The following is a 20724-nucleotide window of genomic DNA, read 5'->3' as shown; positions in this document are numbered from 1 at the left end:
GTTTTGGGGATCGGAATGGACGACCTTGCAATGACTGCAAGTCTAGCCCTGCGCGACAGCGCCCGCCAGAGCCGGACCTGACGGCAAGCCTGCCGCGGCCTGCCGTCTTAATCGCCGCGCCTTCTTGCGACGCAGCCACGCTTCGGTGGCCCGCTCGGTGGTCGCCTTGATCGACGACAGAAAACCGAACAGCGCCAATAGCGCACCGAACGCCCACATCGTCAGATTGAAGGCGCCGGCAGCCAGCAGCAGCGCGCCGCGGCCAAGCACCTTCAGAATCGCGCGGGTCTGGCCGCCCTTGGATTCGGCAAGCCGTGCGGCACGCGTGATGTCCTTCGGTCCTTGCGCGATGCGCAGCGTATCGAGCGCCCCACGTGTGCCGGCCTTTTCGCCGACGCGTCCGACGTCCTTCGCCAGCCGCACCAGTGCGCCGGCCTTCTCGGCGCGGAACGCCGCCTTGATCGCGCTAACGGTCTCACCCGGCCGCAGCACCAAACCCTTCGCGACCGCCTGCTGCAGCACCGGCGCATCGACCACCTCGCGCACCGAGCGGCCGGCCCATTGCGTCAGCCCCTCGCCGAGCCGCCCGACCTTGCGGGCATCCTTCACCATGGAAAGACCGGCACGCACCGGTCCGACACCGCCGACGGATGCATAGGTCGCAGCGGTCACCGCAAGCCCCACCGTCGCAAGACCCAGCACCAGCCGGTCCGCCTCCTCGCCCGTCGCCAGATGCTTGCCCTCGCGCACCACGTCCCTGATGTCGCCGAACACGAAAAGATCGCCGGCGACCGTGCCCGACAGGCTCGCGACGTCGTCGGCATTGCCCGTCACCAGACCGGTGGCAAAGCGTTTGGCAAAATGCGACGCCGTACCCGCTTCGGTAACGGCCTCGCTGACCCGTTTCGACAATTCGTCGCTGACGGCAATGCCCTTGTCGCGGGCGAGCTCGACGAAGCTGTTGGCGAGCTCGGAATCTTCCTCCGCTAGTGCCGCCTCGATATGGTCAGCGATCAGCGCCCGATTGCTCCGCAGGGCGGAATTGATGTGGATATCGGACAGCGCCGCGGGGTCGTCCTGCGCCGCCAGAATGGCTGTGGCCTCGCGCGCATGCGGCCACAGCGCCGCGCACACCGCCACGCTGAGCGCCATGCACCCCAATGCCCCTGCCAGAGCTGATCCGAGCCGTAACCGCCTCATCCAAAAAAAGCCCAATGTTTTCGTCTTTCTCAAGATGGTATGCCGTTTTTAAGACACAACTGCCCCGACGAAAGAAGGGCTTTTCTCCCACGACAAGATTGTGTCGAATTTGCATGAGCAAATGTGCGGCGGGGACCTTCAGGATTCGGGTCTAGGAATCATCGGCACCCCCCATTATGGTGCGCGGCATTTCGAAATTGCCGTGTCGTGTTGATTGCGTCCGCCCGTCGTTGCTATCCAAGGTGAAGCTGATGTCCGACCATGTCGTCCCGCATTTTCATAACGACGCCGGAGTCTCGGTGATCGAGATCGGCTCGCAGGAATTCATGTGCGTGGGCGCCAACCCGCCGTTCGACCATCCGCACGTGTTTCTCGACCTCGGCAACGACAACGAGATCATCTGCCCGTATTGCTCCACGCTGTACCGCTTTGCCGCCGACCTCGCCGCAGGTGAGGCCCGCCCGCCCGAATGCGTCCTGAAGGACAAGGTCGCCTGAGCTTTCGGTGGCTGCCGCGCGCACCATCATCGTTGCTGGTGCCGGGATCGGGGGACTGACGGCAGCGCTTTCGCTCGCCGCAAAAGGCTTTCGCGTCATCATTCTTGAGAAGGCCGAGCGGCTGGAGGAAGCCGGCGCCGGCCTGCAGCTCTCGCCCAACGCCAGCCGGATCCTGGTCGACCTCGGCCTGCGGTCGCGGCTTGCGCCGCGCGCCGTGACGCCCGAGGCCATCACCATCATGAGCGCGCGGGCGGGCGGCGAGATCGCGCGCCTGCCGCTCGGCGAAGCCGCCAGCCTTCGTGCCGGCGCGCCCTATTGGGTGATGCACCGCGCCGATCTGCAAGGCGCCCTGCAGGCGGAGGTCAACGACCATCCGGACATCGACCTCAGACTCGGCTGCCAGTTCGAGGACGTGACCTCGCACGCCAAGGGGCTGACCGTGGTCCAGCGCCGCGGCAACGCGCGGCAGCAGGAGCTGGCGGTGGCGCTGGTCGGTGCCGACGGCATCTGGTCGGCGGTGCGGAACCATTTATTTCCCGAGGTGCAACCGCAATTTTCCGGCCTGATCGCCTGGCGCGGAACCCTCGATGCGACGACGCTGCCGCGCGAATATACCGCGCCGCGGGTGCAGCTCTGGATGGGACCGGACGCGCATCTGGTCGCCTACCCGATCTCGGCGGCACGGCAGATCAACGTCGTGGCGATCGTGCCGGGAACCTGGAACAGGCCGGGCTGGAGCGCGCCGGGCGACGCCAATGAACTGAAGAACGCGTTCGCCTCGCGGCGCTGGCCCGCGACCGCGCGGATGCTGCTCGGCGCCGTCGACGGGTGGCGACGATGGGCGTTGTTCACGCTGCCCGACATCGGCGAATGGACGGATGGCGCGATCGCACTGCTCGGCGACGCCGCGCATGCAATGCTGCCGTTTGCCGCACAGGGCGCGGGAATGGCGATCGAGGACGCCGCCGTGCTCGCCAAAGCCTTAAGCGAAAGTCCGGGCGATAATATCGCGGGCATGCCGGCAACCCTGAAACGCTATGGCCGGCAGCGGCGCGGCCGCGTGCTGCGCGTGCAGCGCGCCGCCCGGCAGCAGGGGCGCATCTATCATCTCACCGGACCGCTGGCGCTGGCGCGCGACCTTGCCATCAAGGCGATGGGCCCCGAGCGCATGCTGGCGCGGCAGGACTGGATTTATGACTGGCGGGTGTGAGCGAGGAATGCCGTAGGCAGATGCAGCGAAGCGAAATCCGGGGCTGTTGAAAGCGGCGTGGGTGGTCCCGGATTTCGCTGCGCTGTATCCGGGCTACACTGCTACACACTTTAGTTCGCGCTGTTGCCGGCCTTTGAACGGCCGCGCTTGGCAGCGGGAGCCGCGATCGATGGCGGGACCGGCGCAGGCCTGGCTTCCGGTTTCGATTCATGGCACCTGTTCTTCTGCCAGGCTTCATCGGCCAGCTTCGACTGGCCGCGCAACGCAATGTATTCATTGCGGTAGGCGAGCTCCGCCACGACCGGACCGGCGACGCCGGTTTCGGCCTTCGTCATCAGCCCCTGCACTTCCGCGGTGCGCGCCGCGAGGCTCTTGCGCTCAGGCTCGAGCTGCTTGCAATCGTAGAGATCGTATTTGGCGGGATCGGCGAAGGCCGGCGAAATGGTGTCGCTCATCCCGGCGCAGCCGGACAGGCCGGCCCCGAGCGCAACCAGCGCCAGCGCCGCGAGGCTGTGCGAGAATATCCGGAGATGGGACAGCGAGTTGGGCATCGGACCTTCGTTAAGTGGATTATGTTGAGATTGCCTAAAGCCTTTCCGGTCCGATGGAATCGGACCGGAAAAGGCTTTAGATTTTAATTTGACGCGTTTTCTTGACGCGAACCGGTCTCCACTTCGCTGGAAAACGCTCTAAAGCCCGCCGCAGGTAAACACCCCAAGTGTCCGCATTGAGGCTTTGCTTTGGCGGCGCGCTCACTTAAAGGTGGGGAGCGTTTTGGCCGGAGATTATCCCAATTCCACTTCTCCGGTAAACACGCTAAGTATCTGATCTCCTGAGACTAAGCGGACGTGGCGGAACTGGTAGACGCAAGGGACTTAAAATCCCTCGATGGCAACGTCGTGTGGGTTCGAGTCCCACCGCCCGCACCAGCCTTCGCTCGCGAAGCGAGTGAAGGCTGCCACGCCGAAGCCCAAAGGGCGAAGGCGGGCTTCGCGTCCGCGAGCTACGGCTTGGCAAGCCGCCCTTCGCTCGCGAAGCGAGTGAAGGCTGCCACGCCGAAGCCCAAAGGGCGAAGGCGGGCTTCGCGTCCGCGAGCTACGGCTTGGCAAGCCGCCCTTCGCTCGCGAAGCGAGTGAAGGCTGCCACGCCGAAGCCCAAAGGGCGAAGGCGGGCTTCGCGTCCGCGAGCTACGGCTTGGCAAGCCACGCCCTGACGGGCTACGCGTGGCGCAGCCACGCGAGGGCCGCGAAGTCGGAGTGTGTCCGGCATAGCTTGAGCGCAGCGAAAGCGAAGATGGACTGGTGAGACTGGGGACCACATTGCCACAAACCCATCTTTTCGAAATGCGCCGGCTGGAGATGCTGAGCAACACCATCTTTGGCGTGGCGATGACCTTGCTCGCCTATGACTTGCCGAAGGCCAGCAGCTTCAAGAGCGCACCGGAGTGGATCGACCTGGTTCGCGTCTATGCGCAACCGATCATCGCGCTGGCGATCTCCTTCGTCGTCGCTGGCCTGTTCTGGTTTAGCCACCACCGACGGCTTGCGGTGGCGCCGGAAGGCGGCCGCGGCGTGGTATTCCTCAATCTGTTTTTTCTGCTGTCGATCATCATCCTGCCGGTGACGAACGGCCTCTACGGCAGCTACCGGCTCGATGGCGTGGTCGCCGTGATCTACGGCCTCCACCTCACGCTGATCGCCGCGGTGAACGCGCTGCTGTGGGTTCTCGCGCTGCGGGGCCGCCACGATCCGCAATTGCTGGCGACGGCTCTGTTTCCGCTTGTCGTGTTCGTGCTCGGCACGACCATCGCCGTCATCGCGCCGAAAGTTGCGCAATTCGCATGGTGCCTGGCGTTCGGCGCGCCGCTGGCAGGTTGGCTCGCTGCGCGTCGCGCGGGTTAGGGCGTGGACTCAAGACAACGTCACGTTATCGAGGAATGGTTGCCAGGAGATCGCCTCCCTGTTGGCCTTGTCAAATTGTCCATCCTCCAAAAGCTTACCGACGCATCTGAAATATTCACAAAGGAATGACGCATCCGGCAATTGGTACACATGCTCATCCGGGACCCACAGATGAAGTTTCCTGGCGGAGCCGAATGCAGACATGATTGCAGGCTTAAGATCACTCACATTGTCCGGCCATCCTGACGACGCGGTCCGATTTTTGAGGCTATCTGAAAGACTGCGAAATTTAGCGCCGAGGCTTCGGAGTTCGGAAGCTTTTTTCTCGTCCGACTTCCGGTTTAGCCATTCCAATGAGACACCAATTACGATTCCTGTCAAAAAGACCAACGCAAATTTAAACCAACGCTGCTGGCCCAGTGCGAGAAGGTTTTCAAAAACGGTCGTAGCCACAGCGTTACGAAAAACCGTCGTGGCCATATCGTTAGGATCGGAGAAGACGTTTTCCTCCAACCATCTTTTGAGGATAGGCGTGATCAGCGGGATCAGCAGAAGACCCCAAATTCCAAACAGAAGCTGTTTAAGCCATTTGGACATGGAGCCTTGTTGTTTAGCACATGAACAGCGATCCAGCCGAACTAAAGGTTAAGCCGGCCGGCCCCGTATTCATTCGGCCAACACCGCCTCACCCGGCCAGGAGCGGCGATCGGCTTCACAGTTCTCGGGAGACCGGCCTTAGCCATTTCAACGCGTAGCAAGTACTGAAAAGGCCGAGTTCGGCGCCAGAATAAAGAGCCTCACATGCCGCGGCTGGCAAATACTTTCTGGCAGCTCTGGCTCAGTCTGGTCCGGTTCTGCTGCAAGCATTGTTGAACCGCTCCATCATTGCCCAATAGCTGCCGACAAAAGCGCTGCGCATCCCGTGTGCAGGCCTGCTGCTCTTGTGGCGTGCCCATGTGACCCTGTGCAAACGATAGCGAAATCTCGGTCAGCAAAATGACGAGAGCGACGACAATAGCGCGCATAACGATCTCCCTATGTTGATAGGAAGAAAACGTAGCTTCCCATCTAGGGTTCCGTGACAGGCATCCCGAGGGAGGGCAATTCCGATGCGGCCTCATCGCATTGCGGCCTAGCGCGCCACCTTCGCCTCGGTCACCGTGAGCAACCGGCTGGCCTCCTCTGCAATCATCCGCTCCATCTTTTCCTGGAATTCCTTGCGCGGCAGGCCCGGCGCGATCGGCTGGAGGAAGGACAGCGTGATGGTGCCTGAATGCATCATCAGGGTCTTCTTGCCCCAGAACAGGCCGGAATTGCACGCCGCCGGCACCACCGGGACGTTGAGGTTGGTGTAGAGCGCGGAGATCCCGGCGGAGTGGAACACCATGGGCTCGCCGATCGCCTGTCGCGTGCCCTGCGGAAACAACAGCGCCTTGCGCCCTTCGCCGACCGCGCGCTTCGCCTCATCGACCATCTGGCGCAGCGCCTGGCGGCCCGCCGACCGGTCAACCAGGATCATCGGATATCGCTCCAGAAACCAACCAACGAGCGGCAGCTTCCTCAGCTCCTTCTTGGCGACGATGCTGGCGTCGGGGAAAATCACGCAGAGCGCCGCGGTCTCCCACAGCGATTGATGATTGCAGGCGATGATGCAGGGGCCGTCTGGAACGTGCTCGCGTCCCTCGACGCGATAATCCAGCCCCACCACGTACTTCATCAGAAACATGATGCCGTTGGCCCACACCTGCGAGACCGCGCGCACCGTCGCGCTGCTCGCATTGAACAGCGCCATGAACGGCACCGACAGCGAAACGACCAGCGTCAGGATCACCACGGCGGTATCGAATATGATAGACCTCAGATATTGCAAACGTCCGTCCCTTCGGGCCTCTGTGCGGCTTCCAATACAGCACTTTTCCCGGGTTGCACAATTCCGCCCGCCCGGCTGGAATACGTCTCACCATGGATTGGCCCGATTGCCCCTCCAGGATCGCCCCATGCCGGCATCAGAACAAATCGCCATCGCGCCGCATCTGGTCTTTGATGCCATCGCCGCCGGCACGTCGGGGGCGCCGCTGGTCCTGCTGCTGCACGGCTTTGCGGAATCGATGCATTGCTGGCGCGCGCAGGTCGCCTGCCTCGGCGACATGGGCTATCGCGCCATTGCGCCGAGCCAGCGCGGCTATTCGCCGGGCGCCCGGCCGGATCCGCGTGAATTTTCGCACTATCTGATCGACCGCCTGATGGACGACGCCATGGCGATCGCGGCGGCCGCGGGTTATGGGAGTGCGCGCTTTCATCTCGTTGGCCACGACTGGGGCGGCAGCATCGCCTGGGGCATCGCCGACCGCCACCACGAGCGGCTGGCCTCGCTCACCATTCTCTCGCGGCCGCATCCGAACGCATTCAATCGCGCGCTGATGGCCGACGGCGAGCAGGCACAGCGTTCAAAGCACCACAAGGCATTTCTGGAACCGGATGCCGCCGATGTCGTGCTGGCCGACGACGCCAGATGGCTGCGCGAGCGTCTGGCCGCCAATGGCGTTCCTGCGGACGCCATCGAGAGGCATCTCGCCGTGCTCGGCAACAAGGATGCGATGGAAGCAGCGCTCGCTTGGTATCGTGCCCGCGGCGCGATCCGCGGGCCGCTCGGCCCGATCCGCGTGCCGACGCTTTATATCTGGGGCGACGCCGACGACACCGTCGGCCGCGCCGCCGCCGAAGGCACGGTCGATTTCATCGCCGCGCCCTATCGTTTCGAGGTGTTGCCGGGCGTCGGGCATTTTGCGGCGGATCAGGCGCCGGAGCGTGTATGCGAATTAATGCTGGAACATCTCGCCGCGCATCCGGCCTGAGGAACGCAACGCACACAAAAATGTTGTCATGCACAAAAGGAGTATGACGACATGGCTAGCGAACAACCCTTGGACAAACCTGCCGGAACCGGGCGCAAATTACCCACGGATCGGCGGTCATCCCAGCCACAACAACCGCAAATCCCCTCGCCGCTGTCGAGCGATGGTCCGGAACTGATGCGGGATACCCACTGCTGACCTTCACTGTCATTGCGAGCCATCGGGCGCGCATTTCCGTGACCTGTTGGGTCGTGATGACGAAGCCAATTACGCGCTGGCGGCAAATTCCTGATGGCGGCCGGGCGCGGCGTCGAACAATGCCTTGGTGTATTCGTGCTGGGGCGCGGCAAAAACGTCTGCCGTGGCGCCCTGCTCGACTATCACCCCGCGCTGCATCACCGCGATCCGATCGCAGACCTGGGCGGCCACCCGCAGATCGTGGGTGATGAACAGCACCGCCAGATTGAACTTGCGGCGCACTTCGTCGAGCAGCTTCAGCACCTGATCCTGCACGGAGACGTCGAGCGCGGACACCGGCTCGTCGCCGATCAACAATTCAGGCTCCATCGCCAGCGCCCGCGCGATGCAGATCCGCTGGCGCTGGCCGCCGGAGAACTGGTGCGGGAAACGGTCGATCGCAGCCGGCGGCAGATGCACCACGGCCATCAGGTCGCGTGCGCGCTGCAGCGCCTCCTTGCGGCTGAGGCCAAAATTCATCGGTCCCTCGATGATCGCCTCGCCGACGGTGCGGCGCGGATTGAGCGATCGATACGGGTCCTGAAAGATGAACTGGATGCGCCGGCGCATCGGGCGGAATTTCGCTTCGCGCATCGCCGCGATATCGACACCGTCGATCTTGATGCCGCCGTCGGTGGCATCGACCAGCCGCGCGACGCAGCGCGCCACCGTGGACTTGCCGGACCCGGACTCGCCGACAATGCCCAGCGTTTCGCCGCGCCGGATTGTCAGCGAGACGTCCTTGACCGCGGCCACCACGCGCGCCTTCGGCTGGAACAGCGAGCGCTTACCATAGGTCTTGAAAAGATTTTCGGTCTGCAGCACCACCGGGCCGGTCACCGGCGACCGCTTCGGCGGCGTCATGCTCGGCACCGCGCCCAGCAGCATCCTGGTATAGTCTTCTCGTGGATTCCGCAGCACCTCCTCGCACGGGCCCTGCTCCACGATCCGGCCCATCTGCATCACCACGACGCGGTCGGCGATCTCGGAAACGACGCCGAAATCATGCGTGATGAACAGCACGCCGGTTTTCTTGCGCCCCTGCATTTCCCGCACGAGCTTGAGGATCTGCGCCTGCGTGGTGACGTCGAGCGCGGTGGTCGGCTCATCGGCAATCAGCAAAGCGGGATCTAGCACCAGCGCCGCCGCGATCATGATCCGCTGGCGCTGGCCGCCGGAGAGCTGGTGCGGATAGGCGTCGATCATCTGTTCGGGATCGGGCAGATGCACCGCGCGCATGATCTCGAGCACGCGCGCGCGCTGCTCCTTCTGGTCGAGGCTGGTGTGGATCTCCAGCACTTCGCGGATCTGGTCGCCGACCCGCTCGACCGGATTGAGCGCAGTCATCGGCTCCTGGAACACCATGGCCATGCGGGTGCCGCGGATCGCGCGCAACTCCGCGTCGGATTTGGTGAGCAGTTGATCGCCCTGCAGCCGGATCGAGCCGCTCTCGACCTGCATCGCGCCTTTCGGCAGCAGGCCCATCACGGCCTGCGCCGTTACCGACTTGCCGGAGCCGGATTCGCCCACCACGCAGACGATCTCGTCGGCGCCGACGGTCAGGTTGATGCCCTGCACCGCATGCGTCCGGTCGCCTCCCTTGATGGCGACGGAAAGATTCGAGACTTCGAGGACGGTGTTGCTCACATCACACCCGCTTCGCCATCTTGGGATCGAGCGTATCGCGCAAGCCGTCGCCGAGAACGTTGACGGCCAGGATCGTGAGCGCAAGGCAGACGCCGGGATAGATGATGTTGTGCGGGAACAGGCTGAACACCTCTCGTCCCGCGGCCATGATGTTACCCCAGGTCGGCACTTCCGGCGGTACGCCGATGCCGAGGAAGGACAGAATGGCTTCGATGAGGATGGCGGACGCGCAGATGAAGGTGCCCTGCACGATCATCGGCGCGATCGTGTTGGGCAATACATGCCGCCACAGCAGCTTCGGGGTTGAAGTGCCGAGCGTGACCGCGGCCTCGACGTAAGGCTCCTCGCGCACGCTGAGCACGATCGAGCGCACCAGCCGGACGACGCCGGGTATCTGGGGAACGGTGATGGCGATGATCACGGTCAGCACGCTGGAGCGGAACAACGACACCATGGCAATCGCGAGCAGGATCGCCGGAATGGCCATCAATCCATCCATGACCCGCATGATCACGGCATCCAGAATGCGGAAGAAGCCGGCCAATAGCCCAATGAACAGGCCGACGGCAACGCTGATCAGCGCGACCGAAACGCCGACCAGTAGCGAGACGCGCGCGCCATAGACCACCCGGCTGTAGACGTCGCGCCCGAGCCCGTCGGTGCCGAAGGCGGCAATCATGCGAATGCGCTCGCCGGTATCGGTGCGCATCGAAAATTCCGCGCCGGGAACCTTGTTGCGCGCGACCGGGTTGATCGCCGTCGGGTCGATGGTGCCAAGCCAGGGCGCCAGCAGCCCCATCAGCAGGACGATGCCGATGATGGCCGCGCCGAAAACCACGCTCGGGTTACGCAGCAGCTTGCGAAACGCAGCCGGCTTGCCCGCGCTGGCGGGCAGAACGGGTTCGAGGATCGTCGCATCAACCATCAGTAGCGAATCCTGGGATCGAGCACGGTATAGATCATATCAACCGCCAGGTTGATCATGACGTAGACGAATGAAAACAGCAGGATGACGGCCTGGATCGTCGGATAGTCGCGCGCCAGCACCGCGTCGACCGTCAGCCTGCCAAGGCCGGGAATCGTGAACACGCTTTCGGTCACGACGACGCCGCCGATCAGGAGCGCCACGCCGAGGCCGATCACCGTGACGATCGGCACCGCCGCATTGCGCAGCGCATGGCGGAACAGTACCTTGCGCTCGGATTGCCCCTTGGCGCGCGCGGTGCGGATGTAATCCTCGGAGAGCACCTCGAGCACGCTGGTGCGGGTCATGCGCGCAATCAGCGCCACATAGATCACCGACAGCGTCACCGAGGGCAGCAGCAAACGCAGTGCCCAGCCGCCGACGCCTTCGGAAAGGCGCTGATAGCCCTGCACCGGCAGCCAGTTCAGCCAGATCGAAAACACATAGATCAGGAGATAGCCGACCACGAACACCGGCACCGAAAATCCGAGCACCGAGAAACCCATCACGAGGCGATCAAGCCAGCTGCCGTGCCAGTGCGCCGCCATCACGCCGAGCGGCACCGCCAGGCACACCGCGATCAGCATCGTGAAGAAGGCCAGCGACAGCGTCGGTTCGATCCGCTCGCCGATCAGCGCGGCGACCGTCTTCTTGAAGAAGAAGCTTTCGCCGAAATCGCCCGTCAGCACCCTGCCCGACCAGATGAAGAACTGCTGCATCATCGGCTTGTCGAGACCGAGCTGGCTGCGGATCTGCGCCACCTGCTCGGCGTTGGCGTTGTCGCCGGCGATGATCGCGGCCGGATCCGACGGCGTCAGGCGGAGCATCAGGAAAATAAAGACCGCAACGACCAGCAGCACGGGAATGGTGCCGAGCAGCCGCCGCAGGAGATAGCCATACATGGACATAATCAACTCGACCCTGGAGCGGCGCGGGCGGAGAAAAAAGTCCCCGCCCGCGCCGCTCAACTCACTTGGTGATTTCGATGTTCCAGAACACCGGCACCGGCGCGATGATGAAGCCCGTGACGTTCTTGCGCATCGCGACCGGCTGAACATATTCGCCGACCGGGATCTCGGGCGTCACCTCGATGCTGCGTAGTTGCACGGCCTCGGCGATCGCCTTCTGCTTGGCCGGGTCCGCCTCGCGCGCAAAATCGTCGCGCAGCTTTTCGAGCTGGGCGTCGCACGGCCAGCCGAACAGCGCTTTCTCGCACGACGAGTTGAGATAGGCGGTCGAGACCGGGTTCATCACGTCGGCGGCGACCCAGGCGGTCAGGAACGCGTTCCAGCCACCGGCGTCAGGGGCATCCTTCTTGGCGCGGCGCGCGACGAGCGTCTGCCAATCCATCGACTGCATGTCGACCTTGAAGCCCGCCTTCTCCATCAGGGATTTCGCCACCGGCGCAAGGTTGGTCAGCACTTTCAAATCGGTGGAGTGCATCAGCACGACAGGGGTGCCGTCGTAGCCGGCTTCCTTCAACAGTTCCTGGGCCTTCTTGGCGTTGGAGCTGAGAAGCCCGTCCATTCCCTTGGTGGTCGCGAACGGCGTGCCGCAGATGAACAGCGCCTTGCACTCCTTGATGTATTCCTCACTACCGATGGTCGCCATCAGGAAGTCTTCCTGATTGAAGGCGTACCAGAGCGCCTGGCGAATCTTCGGATTGTCGAACGGCTTGTGGATATGGTTGGGGCGGAAGACGTATTGCGCCTTCAGCGGCGGCGAGATGATGACCGAGACATTGGGGTCCTTCTTCAGCGTCCCCAGCAAATCGTGGCTCGGCTGCTCGACGAAATCGATTTCGCCCTTGGACAGCGCGTTGACGGCCTGCTGCGCGTCGGAGATCGCGCGCCACTCGACGCGGTCGACCTTGACGACCTTGCCGCCGGCCAGGCCGGACACCGGCTCACTGCGCGGCTTGTACTTGTCGAACTTGACGTAGACGGTCTTGTCGCCCGGCCTCCATTCGTCCTTCTTGAAGACGAAGGGGCCGGATCCCGTGAAATCCTCGATCTGCTTGTTGGGGTCGGTTTCCGCCACGCGTTTGGGCATCATGAACGGCACGTTCGACGAGGGTTTCGACAGGCCCAGCAGCACGAGACCTGTCGGTTCCTTGAGCTTGATGGTGAAAGTCTTGGCATCCACCGCGCTCATCGAGTCGACGAACGTCATCATCTTCTGGCCGAGCGAGTCCTTCGCGGCCCAGCGCTTGATCGAGGCGATGCAGTCTTCCGACGTTACAGGTTGACCGTCATGCCACAGCAGGCCGTCGCGCAGGGTGAAGGTGTAGCTCTTGCCGTCAGCCGCGGCTTCGTACTTCTCCACCATCTGAGGCTTGATCTCGCCCTTTTCATCCTGCGCGAGCAGCGTGTCGTAGATCATGTAACCGTGGTTGCGGACGATGTAGGCCGTGGTCCAGATCGGATCGAGGATCTTCAGATCCGAATGCATGACGGCGCGCAACGTGGTCTCGGCAAGCGCAGGCGCCGCCACGGCCACGAGGCTGCCGACACATGTCGCAGCAAGAATTGCTTTTCTGAACGCGTTCATTCCTTCATCTCCGTTGTCGTCTCGACGCCCGAATGCCTATTGTTCGGGCCCCTGCCCGGTTTCTGACCGAACTATAGGGTCGATATTCAGCTTCACAACACCTTTTGACCCGACGACACTGGTGACGCCGGCGCTCAGGCGGAAATCAGGACAGCCCTCCGGACAGGTCTTTTCGCGGCCGGCTTGCGCCCGCCGCCGGGTGGATTGCAGTCCCGGTTCAGCTCCGCCGACACGCCTCCTCAAAAGTCCACAATCAAGAATGATGCCAGAATTACCGTTGCCCCGACCTCGCACAGGGAAGGTCCGAGCGCGCCATGTTTTCCCTTTACAAATTAGCCGCCGATCCTTCTCGTAATGGGTCCACATTGAACCCAAACATTCCGGCCCAACCGGGAGGACCCATCATGAATCCTGCCAACCTTCCCTTCGATTCCGAGACCATGCTGCAGGGTTTGCGGGCCTGGGTGGAATGCGAAAGCCCGACGTGGGATGCGTGTGCGGTCGAACGCATGCTCGATCTTGCGGCGCGCGAAATGGCCATCATGGGTGCGACCATCGAACGCATCGCCGGTCGGCAGGGTTTTGCCGGCTGCGTCCGCGCGCGTTTCCCTCACCCGAAGCAGGGCGAGCCCGGAATCCTGATCGCGGGCCATCTCGACACCGTCCATCCCGTCGGCACGCTGGAAAAGCTGGCGTGGCGGCGCGAAGGCAACAAATGCTACGGCCCGGGCATCTTCGACATGAAGGGCGGCAACTACCTCACCCTCGAAGCAATCCGGCAACTGGCCCGCGCCGCGTTCACGACGCCGCTGCCAATCACCGTGCTGTTCACGCCGGATGAAGAAGTCGGCACGCCATCGACCCGCGACATCATCGAGGCCGAAGCCGCCCGCAACAAATATGTGCTGGTGCCGGAGCCGGGCCGCCTCAACAACGGCGTGGTTACCGGGCGATATGCCATTGCCCGCTTCAATCTCGAAGCCATCGGCAAGCCGAGCCATGCCGGCGCCACGCTCTCCTCGGGGCGTTCCGCGATCCGCGAGATGGCACGCCAGATTATCGCTATCGACGGCATGACGACTGAAGATTGCACCTTCTCGGTCGGCATCGTGCATGGCGGCCAATGGGTCAATTGCGTTGCCACTACCTGCAGCGGCGAGGCGCTCAGCATGGCCAAGCGGCAGGCCGACCTCGATCGCGGCGTCGAACGGATGCTCGCGCTTTCCGGCAGCAGCAATGATGTCACGTTCAAGGTCACCCGTGGTGTGACCCGGCCGGTGTGGGAACCCGACGCTGGCACGATGGCGCTTTATGAACAGGCGCGCAGCGTGGCCCGGAGTTTGGGCGTCGAGCTCCCGCGTGGCAGCGCCGGTGGTGGCTCCGACGGCAATTTTACGGGCGCGATGGGTATCCCCACGCTTGACGGCCTGGGTGTTCGAGGCGCCGACGCTCATACGCTCAACGAACACATCGAGGTCGACAGTCTCGCCGAGCGCGGCCGTTTGATGGCGGGCTTGCTGGCGACGCTGACCTGAGCGGCGCAGCAACTGCTGTCATTCCGGGGCGCGAAGCGAACCCGGAATCTCGAGATTCCGGGTTCGATGCTGCGCATCGCCCCGGAATGACGGAGCAAGTTTCGTCGCTTTGTCCCTCGCAATGACGGCGTTGGTCACGGTGCAAGACAATTACTAACGCCCACGCGGCATGCAAAACGGGATTGCTCCCCGGCTTGCACTTGCCACGATGACGCGCTTAACGTCCCCCCAACGAAAAGCATTGGCCGAGACACTGAATGACCCGCATCGCCGTTGGCGCCTTTCTGCACGAGACCAACACTTTTGCGCCAACCAAGGCGACCTATGACGATTTCGTTCACGGCGGCGGCTGGCCGTCGATGGCGCATGGCACCGACATGCTCAAGGTCATGCGTAACATCAATGTCGGCCTGGCCGGTTTCGTCGAGGCGGCCGAAGCCAATGGCTGGGAGCTGGTCCCGACGATCTCGGCGGCCGCGGTCCCATCGGCGCATGTCACCAAGGATGCCTTCGAACGCATCATGAAAGAGATGGTCGACGGCATCGCTACGGCAGGACCTATCGATGCCGTCTATCTTGATCTGCACGGCGCCATGGTGACCGAACACTACGACGACGGTGAAGGCGAAACGCTTGCCCGCGTGCGCAAGGTGATCGGCAAGGACCTGCCGTTGGTCGTGAGCCTGGACCTCCATGCCAATGTCTCACCCGAGATGATGGAGCATGCCGATGCACTCATTGCCTACCGCACCTATCCCCACATCGACATGGCCGACACCGGCCGCGCCTGTGCAAGACACCTCGCGCTGATGCTGAAGACAAAGGCACGCTTTGCAAAAGCGTTCCGGCAATTGCCGTTCCTGATCCCGATCTCCTGGCAATGCACCAACGACCAGCCGACCAAGGGCATTTATGAAAAGCTTACGGCGCTCGAAAGCGACGCGGTGCCGACGCTGTCCTTTGCGCCGGGCTTCCCGGCGGCGGACTTCAGGGATTGCGGGCCGAGCGTGTTTGCCTACGGCCGGACGCAGGCCGATGCGGATGCCGCAGCCGACAAACTGGTGGCGCTGGTCGAGAGCCACGAGGACGATTTCGACGGCCGCATCTATTCGCCCGATGATGGCGTGCGCCTCGCGATGGAGCTGGCGAAATCGGCAAGTAAGCCGATCGTCATCGCCGACACCCAGGACAATCCCGGCGCCGGCGGCGATTCCGACACCACGGGCATGCTGCGCGCGCTGGTGCGCAACAAGGCTTCCGGTGCCACCGGCGTGATCTACGATCCGGAGTCGGCTAGCGCTGCGCATGCGGCCGGTGTCGGCGCCACGGTCACGCTGAATCTCGGCGGCAAGTCGGGCATATCAGGCGATGCGCCATACAGGGAAACTTTCGTTGTCGAAAAACTGTCCGACGGCAAATTCGTGGCGTCCGGCCCCTATTATCGCGGACGCGACATGGATATGGGGCAGTCGGCCTGCCTGCGCATCGGCGATATCAGAGTGGTCGTCGGCTCCTACAAGGCGCAGCTCGCGGATCAATCGATGTACCGCTATGTCGGCATCGAGCCGACCGAGCAGAAAATCCTGGTCAACAAGAGCTCGGTGCATTTCCGCGCCGATTTCGAGCCGATCGCCGAAAAGCTCCTGATCTGCGCCGCGCCCGGCGCGATGCCGGCCGATACCGCAGTATTACCCTGGACGCGGCTGCGTCCGGGCATCCGCATCAAGCCGAACGGCCGCGCTTTCGCCCCATCCGCCCAATCTCGCTCAACCTCTCCAGTCACGGGATAACAGACATGCCTACCATCGACCGCATCGACGGCTATGCCAAGGAACTCACCGCCATCAGACGCGATCTGCATGCCCATCCCGAGATCGGCTTCGAGGAAGTGCGCACTTCCGGCATCGTCGCGGAGAAGCTGAAAGGATGGGGCATCGAGGTGCATCGCGGCCTTGGCGGCACCGGCGTGATCGGCGTGCTCAAGGGCAAGGGCAATGGCGGCAAGCGCATCGGCCTGCGCGCCGACATGGACGCGCTGCCGATGGAAGAGAATACCAACCTGAAATGGCGCTCGACGATTCCCGGCCGCTTCCACGGCTGCGGCCATGACGGCCATACCACCATGCTGCTCGGCACCGCGCGCTATCTGGCCGAGACCAAAAATTTCGACGGTACCGTGCATTTCATCTTCCAGCCCGCCGAGGAAGGCCTCGGCGGCGCGCGCGCCATGATCAAGGACGGCCTGTTCCAGAAATTTCCCTGCGACGAGGTCTACGGGCTGCACAATGCGCCCGACCTGAACCACGGTGAGATCGCGATCCTGCCGGGGCCGGCAATGGCCGGCGCCGACTTCTTCGACATCACCATCCAGGGCTACGGCGCGCATGGCGCGATGCCGGAACGCTCCAAGGACGCTGTGGTCATCGCGACGACGCTGACGCAAGCCCTGCAGACCATCGTCAGCCGCAACGTCGATCCCTTGAAGTCTGCGGTGCTGTCGGTCACGCAAATCCATGCCGGCTCCGCAAACAACGTGATCCCAGGTGACGCCAGACTAGGCGGCACGGTGCGCGCGTTCGACGACGGCGTGCGCGCGTTGATCCGCGAGCGCATGCGCACGATCTGCGCCGGCATTGCCGCGACCTTCCAGTGCGAAATAACCGCCGACATCCGCGACACGTTCAGCGTGCTCGTCAACGAGGAGGAGCAGTCCCGGGTGGTCGAGGCGGTGGCGAAGACCGTGGTCGATCCGGCCAATGTGTTGACGCGCGCGACGCCCAAGATGGGAAGCGAGGATTTCGCCGACATGATGCAGGTGGTGCCCGGCGCCTATTTCTGGATCGGCCATGACGGCTCGGTGCCGGTGCACAACCCCGGCTATGTCCTCGACGACAAGATCCTGCCGATCGGCGCCAGCATGTTCGCCCGCATCATCGAAACCCGGCTCCCGGTAGGTTCGCATGCATAAAACCGTCAAAGAAGAACAAGAAGAAGTCACCTCGCTGCATGACCTTTCCGCGACTGACCTGATCGCGGGCTATCGTGCCAAGCAGTTCTCGCCCTCCGAAGTGCTGGAGGAAGTGATCGAGCATGTTGCGGCGTGGGAGCCGCACATCAAGGCGCTCTATTTGTTCGATCCCGAAGCTGCGCGCGCGGCCGCGAAGGCCTCGACCGACCGCTGGCAGAGGGGCGAGCCGACCGGCACGCTCGATGGCATTCCGGTCACCATCAAGGACAATATCGCCACCAAAGGTCAGCCGGTCCCGCTGGGTGCTGCCAGTGTCAAGCTGGTGCCGGCCGCGAAGGATGCCCCGCCCGCCGCGCGGTTGCGTGAATCCGGCGCGATCATCTTCGCCAAAACGACGATGCCGGATTACGGCATGCTGTCGTCGGGCCTCTCCAGTTTCCATCCCCTCACCCGCAATCCCTGGGACCTCAGCAAAAATGCCGGCGGCTCCTCCTCGGGCGCGGGCGCGGCAGCCGCGGCCGGTTACGGCCCGCTGCATCTCGGCACCGACATCGGTGGCTCGGTGCGGCTGCCGGCCTCGTGGTGCGGCCTGGTCGCGTTGAAGCCGAGTTTTGGGCGCGTTCCGGTCGATCCGCCCTATGTCGGCCGCGTTGCGGGCCCGATGACCCGCACCGTCGACGATGCGGCGCTGATGATGTGCGTCTTGTCGAAGCCGGACCGCCGCGACGGCACCAGCCTGCCGGCGGACAGCATCAACTGGAAGGCGCACGACAAGTCCCCGCGCAAGCTGCGCATCGGCCTGATGCTCGATCCCGGCGCCGGCCAGCCGCTGGAAAGCGACGTGCGAGGCGTTGCGATCAAGGCGGCCAAGGCGTTCGAATCCGCCGGCGCCGTCGTCACCGAGGTCGACGGTATCCTGACGCGCGAGATGCTCGACGGGCTCGACAATTTCTGGCGCGCGCGGATGTGGGACGATCTCTCAAAACTTTCGCCCGAGGAACGCAGCAGGACGCTGCCCTACATCCACAAATGGGCCGAAGCCGCGGCAAGTCTTTCCGGCATCGACGTCGTCAGGGGTTTTAACGCCACGATGGCGATCCGCGCGGCGGCTGCAAAACTGTTCTGCGATCTCGATTACGTGGTCTCGCCAGTGTCGCCGGTGGTGAACTTCCCGGCCGAATTCGCCGCCCCGATCAATGATCCGGACAAGCCGTTCGAGCACATTGCCTATACCGTGCCGTGGAATATGGCTGAAAATCCCGCGATCTCGATCAATGGCGGTTACGACGCCAAGGGCTTTCCGATCGGCGTGCAGATCGTCGGCCGCCGCTTCGACGATCTCGGCGTGCTCGGCATGGCGAAGGCGTTCGAAGGCCTGCGCGGCCCGCAGCGGCCGTGGCCCTCGCCGCCGAAGAAATAATTCAGACCCCGTCATGGCCGGGCTTGTCCCGGCCATCCACGCTCTTACTCTGCCGAACGAAAAGACCTGGATGCCCGGACATCTGGCGCGAAGACGCGCTTCGCGCTTTTGCCCGGGCACGACGACATTCTTGAGCTGGGCTAGACAAAAAACGAACAATCGAGAGGAAACAGTCCCATGGCGTATGAGGCGATCAAGTACGAGGTCGACGATCAGATTCTCACCATCACGCTGAACCGGCCCGACAAGCTCAACGCCTTCAACGGCACCATGCAGCAGGAACTGATCGACGCCTTCGACGCCGCCGACAAAGACGACAATGTCCGCGCCATCATCGTGACAGGCGCAGGCCGCGGCTTCTGCGCCGGCGCCGATCTCTCGTCCGGCGCCAACACGTTTGACCGCGACGCGCGGCGCGGGCCGGTGAAGCGGCTGGCCAGCGGCGCTGTCGACTACAGCGATCCCATGGTGCGCGACGGCGGCGGCCAGGTGACGCTACGCATCTTCAAATGCTTGAAGCCGGTGATCGCGGCGGTGAACGGCCCCGCCGTCGGCATCGGCGTCACCATGCAGCTCGCGATGGATATCCGCATCGCATCGGAAGCCGCACGCTTCGGCTTCGTGTTCTCCCAGCGCGGCATTGTGCCCGAGGCCGCCTCGAGCTGGTTTCTGCCGCGCATCGTCGGCATCTCGCAGGCGCTGGAGTGGTGTTATTCAGGCCGCGTCTTCCCGGCGCAGGAGGCGTTGGCCGGCCGCCTCGTCAGCAAGGTGGTGCCGCCGGACGATCTGCTGCCGACCGCGCGTGCGTTGGCAAAAGAATTTGCCGCCAAGACCGCGCCGGTATCGGTGGCGCTGATCCGGCAGATGATGTGGCGCATGATGGGCGCCGACGATCCGATGGAAGCTCACAAGGTCGACAGCCGCGGCATCTACGCCCGCGGGCGTTCGGAGGACGTGAAAGAAGGCGTGGTCTCGTTCCTGGAAAAGCGCCCGGCCGAATTCAAGAACAAGGTTTCCAGCGACATGCCCGACTATTTCCCATGGTGGCAAGAGCGCGAATATAAGTGAGCGAGCGGCCCGCCTCGACCGACGCGACGCAAGACGGTGTCGTCCTGCTCCATGGCATCAGCAGGACGGCGCGATCGTTTCGAAAGATGCAAGCGGCGCTGGAAGGCTGTGGCTTCGCCGCGCTCAACCTGGACTACGCGAGCCGCCGGAACGCGCTGGAAGCGCTGGCGGAGGACATCCATCCCGCTATCCAACGTTTTACGGAGGACGTCGACGGTTCCGTCCATTTCGTCTGCCATTCCATGGGCGGCTTGCTGGCCCGGGTCTACATTGCCAGACATCGGCCAAAACGCCTGGGCCGTGTCGTCATGCTCGGCACGCCGAACAGCGGCAGCGAGATCGCCGACCGCCTCAGGCATCTCAGGCCTTACCGCGCTTTTTTCGGACCGGCCGGACAGCAACTCGGCACGCAGCGAAATGAAGCGATCAAGGCACTGTTTCCACCGGTCAATTATCCCGTTGGCATCGTCGCCGGAAACCGGTCGATCTATCCGATCACATCGGCATTCCTGCCGAAGCCGCATGACGGACGGGTATCGGTGGCGAACACCAAACTCGACGGGATGGCGGACCATATCGTCATCCGCACCTCGCATCCCTGGCTGGTGCGGCATAGTGTTGCGATCGCGCAGACGATTGCGTTTTTGAAGGCTGGAAAGTTTGGATCATAGG

Annotated in this window: 19 protein-coding genes and 1 tRNA gene; 11 read left to right on the top strand and 9 right to left on the bottom strand. The window is 63.4% G+C overall.

Features of this window, described 5'->3' with window-relative positions; genetic code table 11:
* Positions 1-42 precede the first annotated feature (42 nt).
* Positions 43-1200 (bottom strand): hypothetical protein, encoded by a 1158-nt coding sequence (locus V1283_RS06695; RefSeq protein WP_334385643.1) that lies wholly within the window; start codon positions 1198-1200, stop codon positions 43-45.
* Between the two features lie 251 nt (positions 1201-1451).
* Here V1283_RS06695 and V1283_RS06690 point away from each other — a divergent pair, with 251 nt between their 5' ends.
* Both V1283_RS06690 and V1283_RS06685 read left to right on the top strand, forming a co-directional pair.
* Positions 1452-1697, top strand: coding sequence for a zinc-finger domain-containing protein (locus tag V1283_RS06690; RefSeq protein ID WP_025590194.1), 246 nt, complete (start codon positions 1452-1454; stop codon positions 1695-1697).
* Between the two features lie 7 nt (positions 1698-1704).
* Complete coding sequence (locus tag V1283_RS06685) at positions 1705-2907, top strand: FAD-dependent monooxygenase (protein ID WP_334385642.1); 1203 nt, start codon at positions 1705-1707, stop codon at positions 2905-2907.
* Positions 2908-3017: 110 nt separating this feature from the next.
* Here the strand turns inward: V1283_RS06685 and V1283_RS06680 are convergent, their stop codons facing one another.
* Entirely contained in the window at positions 3018-3458 is a 441-nt protein-coding gene (locus V1283_RS06680) for a twin-arginine translocation pathway signal (RefSeq protein ID WP_334385641.1), read from the bottom strand.
* Between the two features lie 291 nt (positions 3459-3749).
* Between V1283_RS06680 and V1283_RS06675 the strand changes: the two genes are divergently transcribed.
* Positions 3750-3836: transfer RNA gene (locus V1283_RS06675), tRNA-Leu, on the top strand.
* Positions 3837-4250: 414 nt separating this feature from the next.
* Positions 4251-4808 carry a TMEM175 family protein gene (locus tag V1283_RS06670; RefSeq protein WP_334392972.1) on the top strand — a complete coding sequence of 186 codons (558 nt, stop codon included), beginning with the start codon at positions 4251-4253 and terminating at the stop codon, positions 4806-4808.
* Between the two features lie 9 nt (positions 4809-4817).
* Here V1283_RS06670 and V1283_RS06665 read toward each other — a convergent pair whose 3' ends face one another.
* From V1283_RS06665 to V1283_RS06655, 3 genes are all read right to left on the bottom strand, one after another.
* Entirely contained in the window at positions 4818-5405 is a 588-nt protein-coding gene (locus V1283_RS06665) for a hypothetical protein (RefSeq protein ID WP_334385640.1), read from the bottom strand.
* A 200-nt stretch (positions 5406-5605) separates the two neighbouring features.
* Positions 5606-5833 carry a cysteine rich repeat-containing protein gene (locus V1283_RS06660; RefSeq protein ID WP_334385639.1) on the bottom strand — a complete coding sequence of 76 codons (228 nt, stop codon included), beginning with the start codon at positions 5831-5833 and terminating at the stop codon, positions 5606-5608.
* Positions 5834-5940: 107 nt separating this feature from the next.
* Positions 5941-6678, bottom strand: coding sequence for a lysophospholipid acyltransferase family protein (locus V1283_RS06655; RefSeq protein WP_334385638.1), 738 nt, complete (start codon positions 6676-6678; stop codon positions 5941-5943).
* 127 nt (positions 6679-6805) lie between these two features.
* Between V1283_RS06655 and V1283_RS06650 the strand changes: the two genes are divergently transcribed.
* Positions 6806-7663 (top strand): alpha/beta fold hydrolase, encoded by an 858-nt coding sequence (locus V1283_RS06650; RefSeq protein WP_334385637.1) that lies wholly within the window; start codon positions 6806-6808, stop codon positions 7661-7663.
* A 267-nt stretch (positions 7664-7930) separates the two neighbouring features.
* Here V1283_RS06650 and V1283_RS06645 read toward each other — a convergent pair whose 3' ends face one another.
* From V1283_RS06645 to V1283_RS06630, 4 genes are all read right to left on the bottom strand, one after another.
* Positions 7931-9547, bottom strand: a complete 1617-nt coding sequence (locus V1283_RS06645; protein WP_334385636.1) for an ABC transporter ATP-binding protein — start codon at positions 9545-9547, stop codon at positions 7931-7933.
* Between the two features lies 1 nt (position 9548).
* The gene (locus tag V1283_RS06640; RefSeq protein ID WP_334385635.1) at positions 9549-10472 is read right to left on the bottom strand and encodes an ABC transporter permease; all 924 of its coding nucleotides are present in this window, start codon (positions 10470-10472) and stop codon (positions 9549-9551) included.
* Positions 10472-11413 carry an ABC transporter permease gene (locus V1283_RS06635; protein ID WP_334392971.1) on the bottom strand — a complete coding sequence of 314 codons (942 nt, stop codon included), beginning with the start codon at positions 11411-11413 and terminating at the stop codon, positions 10472-10474. The genes V1283_RS06640 and V1283_RS06635 overlap by 1 nt, the downstream gene beginning before the upstream one ends.
* A 67-nt stretch (positions 11414-11480) precedes the next feature.
* Complete coding sequence (locus tag V1283_RS06630) at positions 11481-13061, bottom strand: ABC transporter substrate-binding protein (protein ID WP_334385634.1); 1581 nt, start codon at positions 13059-13061, stop codon at positions 11481-11483.
* A 404-nt stretch (positions 13062-13465) separates the two neighbouring features.
* Here V1283_RS06630 and V1283_RS06625 point away from each other — a divergent pair, with 404 nt between their 5' ends.
* The 6 genes from V1283_RS06625 (at position 13466) to V1283_RS06600 (ending at position 20723) form a co-directional block, all read left to right on the top strand.
* A complete protein-coding gene (locus tag V1283_RS06625; protein WP_334385633.1) occupies positions 13466-14596 on the top strand; it encodes a M20/M25/M40 family metallo-hydrolase in 1131 nt (376 codons plus the stop codon).
* Positions 14597-14853: 257 nt separating this feature from the next.
* The gene (locus V1283_RS06620; RefSeq protein ID WP_334385632.1) at positions 14854-16386 is read left to right on the top strand and encodes a M81 family metallopeptidase; all 1533 of its coding nucleotides are present in this window, start codon (positions 14854-14856) and stop codon (positions 16384-16386) included.
* A 5-nt stretch (positions 16387-16391) separates the two neighbouring features.
* Complete coding sequence (locus V1283_RS06615; protein WP_334385631.1) at positions 16392-17564, top strand: M20 aminoacylase family protein; 1173 nt, start codon at positions 16392-16394, stop codon at positions 17562-17564.
* Complete coding sequence (locus tag V1283_RS06610; protein ID WP_334385630.1) at positions 17557-18984, top strand: amidase; 1428 nt, start codon at positions 17557-17559, stop codon at positions 18982-18984. The genes V1283_RS06615 and V1283_RS06610 overlap by 8 nt, the downstream gene beginning before the upstream one ends.
* 177 nt (positions 18985-19161) lie before the next feature.
* Positions 19162-20052 carry a crotonase/enoyl-CoA hydratase family protein gene (locus V1283_RS06605; protein ID WP_334385629.1) on the top strand — a complete coding sequence of 297 codons (891 nt, stop codon included), beginning with the start codon at positions 19162-19164 and terminating at the stop codon, positions 20050-20052.
* Positions 20049-20723, top strand: a complete 675-nt coding sequence (locus tag V1283_RS06600) for an esterase/lipase family protein (RefSeq protein WP_334385628.1) — start codon at positions 20049-20051, stop codon at positions 20721-20723. The genes V1283_RS06605 and V1283_RS06600 overlap by 4 nt, the downstream gene beginning before the upstream one ends.
* The last annotated feature ends 1 nt before the right edge of the window (position 20724 follow it).

The organism is Bradyrhizobium sp. AZCC 2262, from assembly GCF_036924535.1.
Classification (GTDB): domain Bacteria; phylum Pseudomonadota; class Alphaproteobacteria; order Rhizobiales; family Xanthobacteraceae; genus Bradyrhizobium.
The sequence above is the reverse complement of the archived record's forward strand: the minus strand, read 5'-3'. Positions and strand labels throughout refer to the sequence as shown.